The organism is Tabrizicola sp. (assembly GCF_036781545.1).
Classification (GTDB): Bacteria; Pseudomonadota; Alphaproteobacteria; order Rhodobacterales; family Rhodobacteraceae; genus Tabrizicola.
This window is the reverse complement of sequence record NZ_DAIQAT010000250.1, coordinates 1-3,348: the sequence shown is the minus strand read 5'-3', so window position 1 is coordinate 3,348 and position 3,348 is coordinate 1. Positions and strand designations below refer to the sequence as shown.

The following is a 3,348-nucleotide window of genomic DNA, read 5'->3' as shown; positions in this document are numbered from 1 at the left end:
GTTCTCGATCAGGTTGGTGAAGACCTGGGTCAACTGGTCGGCGTCGCCCGGCACCGTGGCCGGGGCACCCGACAGCTCCACCCGGTCGCCCTTCTGCTCGGCCACCCCCTTCAGCGTGCCGATGACCCCCTCCAGAAGCGGGATCAGCGCCACCGGATCGCGCGGGCGGACCCGCTCTTCCGCTTCGACCCTCGAAAGCTGCAACAGGTCGCGGACCAGCCGGTTCATCCGGCCCGCCTCGGTCTCCATGATCGCCAGGAACATCGCCCGCGCCTTGGGATCGTCCTTCGCAGCGTTCTTCAGGGTCTCGATGAAGCCCATCAGCGCGGTGAGCGGCGTGCGCAGCTCGTGGCTGACGTTGGCCACGAAGTCGCGCCGCAACTCGCCCGCCCGCTCGGCCTCGGTCACGTCGCGGAAGACGCAGAGAAGGGCGTCGCCCTGGTCCGAGACCGTGGCCTGGAACACCGCCTCCTGTCCCTCGCGGCGCAGCGCCATGCGGGCCTCCTGCACGCCGCCCTCGCGGGCGACGGTGCTGATTGCCTCCAGCACCGCAGGCGCGCGGACGGCCATGGCCGGATGGCGGCCCACGATCCCCTCGCCCAGAAGCACTGTCCCCGCGGCATTGACGGCGACGACGTGATCATCGCGCCGGACCAGCATCGCAGGCAGCGGAATGCCCAGAAGAAGGCGCTGAAGCTCCGGTTCGGTCATTCCCACGACTTCTCCTCATGATTGTGGCGGCAGGCCTTGTGTTGCGCTGGAATACCAGTAAGTTCCAGCCTGTAGATGTAATGCGGTGCGGAACCGGCCTTTGCCCGGAAGAATGGCCGGCCCCGACGCGTGTCCTGAAGAAGACAGACGATTTGGCGGCGCCTCACTTGATGAGAGGTGGAGAGATGTCGCAAAAACTCAGGTGTTTGGTGATTGGTATTCCCGAGGCGAAAGCGGCCGAGGGCAGCCTGCGGCCCGAGGAATTCGCCTCGATCGAGCTGGAGGAATTCGAGAGTCACCTGCCCCTGCCAGCCGCACTGGAACTGGTGGTCACGCCCTTGTTTTGCAAGACTTTCGACGCGCTGGAGATCATCGAGAAGCTCGGCGCGCAGGACTTCCGCAAGACCCTGCGGGTGGTCGCGCCCCGGCTGCCGAACCGGCAGGTGGTGCTGCGGGAATTGCGCAGTCATGCGGCCCGCCAGGGGATCACCATCGAGTTGATCGAGGAAGGCAAGGACGGCTCAGACGGGGCTTAGGCCGGACCGGAAGCGCCGGGCATTGGCCTGGTAGCCGGCGGCGGAGGCGAGCAGTTTCGCGCGTGCCGTCTCGTCCAGTTGCCGCACAACCTTTCCGGGTGATCCCATGACCAGCGAGCCATCGGGAATCTCCTTCCCCTCGGTGATGAGCGCACAGGCGCCGATCAGGCAGCCCTTGCCGATCCTCGCGCCGTTCAGCACGGTGGCCCCCATGCCGATCAGCGTGCCGTCGCCGATGCTGCAGCCGTGCAGCATGGCCTTGTGGCCGATGGTGCAGTTGGCGCCGATGGTCAGCGGATAGCCCATGTCGGTGTGGAGCACGCAATTCTCCTGCACATTGGAGCCCGCGCCGACCCGGATCTCCTCGTTGTCGCCGCGGAGGATGGCCCCGAACCAGACGGAGGCCTCGGCTTCCACGACCACCTTGCCGATGAGGGTGGCTTCACTGGCAACCCAGGCGGAGGGATCGATGGTCGGCGCGATGCCGTTCAGGGCGTAGATCATCTGGCTTCGAACTCCTCGTTCAGACTGCGGACGAAGGCGGAAAGTTGCGGCTGGCGCTCGCGCTTCAGCCGCTCGGCGGTGAGGATGGTCTTCAGGCTGTCGAAGGTCGCCTCAAGATCGTCGTTCACCAGCACATAGTCGTATTCCGCCCAGTGGCTGATCTCGTCTCGGCTTTTCGCCATGCGGCCCGCAATCACCTCATCGCTATCCTGGGCGCGGGACCGGAGGCGGCGGTCCAGCTCGGCGATGGAGGGTGGCAGGATGAAGATCGAGACCACATCGCCGCGCATCGCCTGCTTGACCTGCTGGCCGCCCTGCCAGTCGATGTCGAAGACGGTATCGGTCCCGGCCAGCATCGCGGCCTCGACGGGGGCACGGGGAGAGCCGTAGAAATTGCCGAAGACCTCGGCATGTTCCAGCATCTCGCCCTGCGCGACCAGGGTCTCAAACGCCTCGCGGCTGCGGAAATAGTATTCGCGGCCGTCCTCTTCCCCCGGGCGCGGCTTGCGCGTGGTGGCCGAGATGGAGAAGCGCATGGACGGATCCCAGGTCATCAGCATCCGGGACAGCGTCGATTTGCCCGCGCCGGAGGGAGAAGAAAGGATCAGGAGAAGCCCGCGCCGAAGGGACTTGGGGGTCATGCGTCATTCCACATTCTGAACCTGCTCACGCATCTGATCTATCACGGTTTTCAGGTCAAGACCGATCCGGGTCAGCGCCAGCGACTGCGCCTTGGAGCAGAGCGTGTTCGCCTCGCGCATGAATTCCTGCATCAGGAAGTCGAGCTTGCGGCCGACGGGGGCCGGATCGGCGACATGGGCGCGGGCGGCCTCGACATGGGCGGCGAGGCGGTCCAGTTCCTCGGTCACGTCGGTCTTCACCGCCAGAAGCGCCAGTTCCTGCGCCAGCCGGGTTTCGTCCACCGCCTCCGTCGCGGCCAGGACCCGCGCCAGCCCCTCGCGCAGGGTGTCGGCCTGGGTCGCGGCACGGGCGGCGGTCTCGCGGGTTGCCTCGGCGGTCAGCGCAGCGATCCGGTCGAGCTGGCCCGTCAGCACGGCGGCCAGTGCCCCGCCCTCGGTCGCGCGCATCGTGTGGAAATCGGCCAGCAACCCCGGCAGGTCGGCCATGAGCGCCGCGCGCAGCGGCGTGGTATCCGTCTCCTGCGCCGTGGCGTCGATCACCCCGCGCAGGGTCAGCACATCCGCCGCCGTCGGCTGGCGCAGCGTCACGCCTGACGCCATCGCCGCCGCCTCGACCCGGCCAAGCGCCCCAAGCGCCGCCGCCAGCGCCGCATCGTTCAGCCGGAAGGCCGCGTCATCCCGCCCCTCGTCCTCCGCCACCTTCAGCGTCAGGCTGACATTTCCCCGCGTCACCGCCTTCTGCAACTCGGCCCGCAGCGCGGCTTCCAGCCCGTCGATCCAGTCGGGCACCCGCAGCCGCAGGTCCAGCCCCTTGCCATTGACCCCTCGCAGGTCCCAGGCCCAAGTGTAGCCGACCCCTGCCCCGCGCCGCGCGGCGAAACCCGTCATCGAGATCATAAGTCCCCCAGAACCGCCGCCCGCGGTATTTACCATTTGATTAGATTTTCGTCCGAATC

The 3,348-nt window shown here is 67.2% G+C and carries 5 protein-coding genes; 1 reads left to right on the top strand and 4 read right to left on the bottom strand.

Going from position 1 to position 3,348, the window contains the following annotated elements; genetic code table 11:
* Positions 1 to 711 (bottom strand): sensor histidine kinase (locus tag V7Q39_RS20190; protein WP_333818408.1); only part of this gene is annotated, 711 nt, incomplete at its 3' end.
* Between the two features lie 209 nt (positions 712 to 920).
* Here V7Q39_RS20190 and V7Q39_RS20185 point away from each other — a divergent pair.
* Positions 921 to 1,247 carry a hypothetical protein gene (locus tag V7Q39_RS20185; protein WP_333818407.1) on the top strand — a complete coding sequence of 109 codons (327 nt, stop codon included), beginning with the start codon at positions 921 to 923 and terminating at the stop codon, positions 1,245 to 1,247.
* Here the strand turns inward: V7Q39_RS20185 and V7Q39_RS20180 are convergent.
* The 3 genes from V7Q39_RS20180 to V7Q39_RS20170 are packed head-to-tail and all read right to left on the bottom strand — an operon-like array spanning position 1,233 to position 3,280.
* Positions 1,233 to 1,751, bottom strand: a complete 519-nt coding sequence (locus V7Q39_RS20180; protein ID WP_333818406.1) for a gamma carbonic anhydrase family protein — start codon at positions 1,749 to 1,751, stop codon at positions 1,233 to 1,235. The two genes, V7Q39_RS20185 and V7Q39_RS20180, sit on opposite strands and share 15 nt — an antisense overlap.
* A complete protein-coding gene (gene gmk / locus V7Q39_RS20175) occupies positions 1,748 to 2,392 on the bottom strand; it encodes a guanylate kinase (RefSeq protein ID WP_333818405.1) in 645 nt (214 codons plus the stop codon). The genes V7Q39_RS20180 and gmk overlap by 4 nt, the downstream gene beginning before the upstream one ends.
* A 3-nt stretch (positions 2,393 to 2,395) precedes the next feature.
* Positions 2,396 to 3,280, bottom strand: a complete 885-nt coding sequence (locus V7Q39_RS20170; protein WP_333818409.1) for a YicC/YloC family endoribonuclease — start codon at positions 3,278 to 3,280, stop codon at positions 2,396 to 2,398.
* Between the last annotated feature and the right edge of the window lie 68 nt (positions 3,281 to 3,348).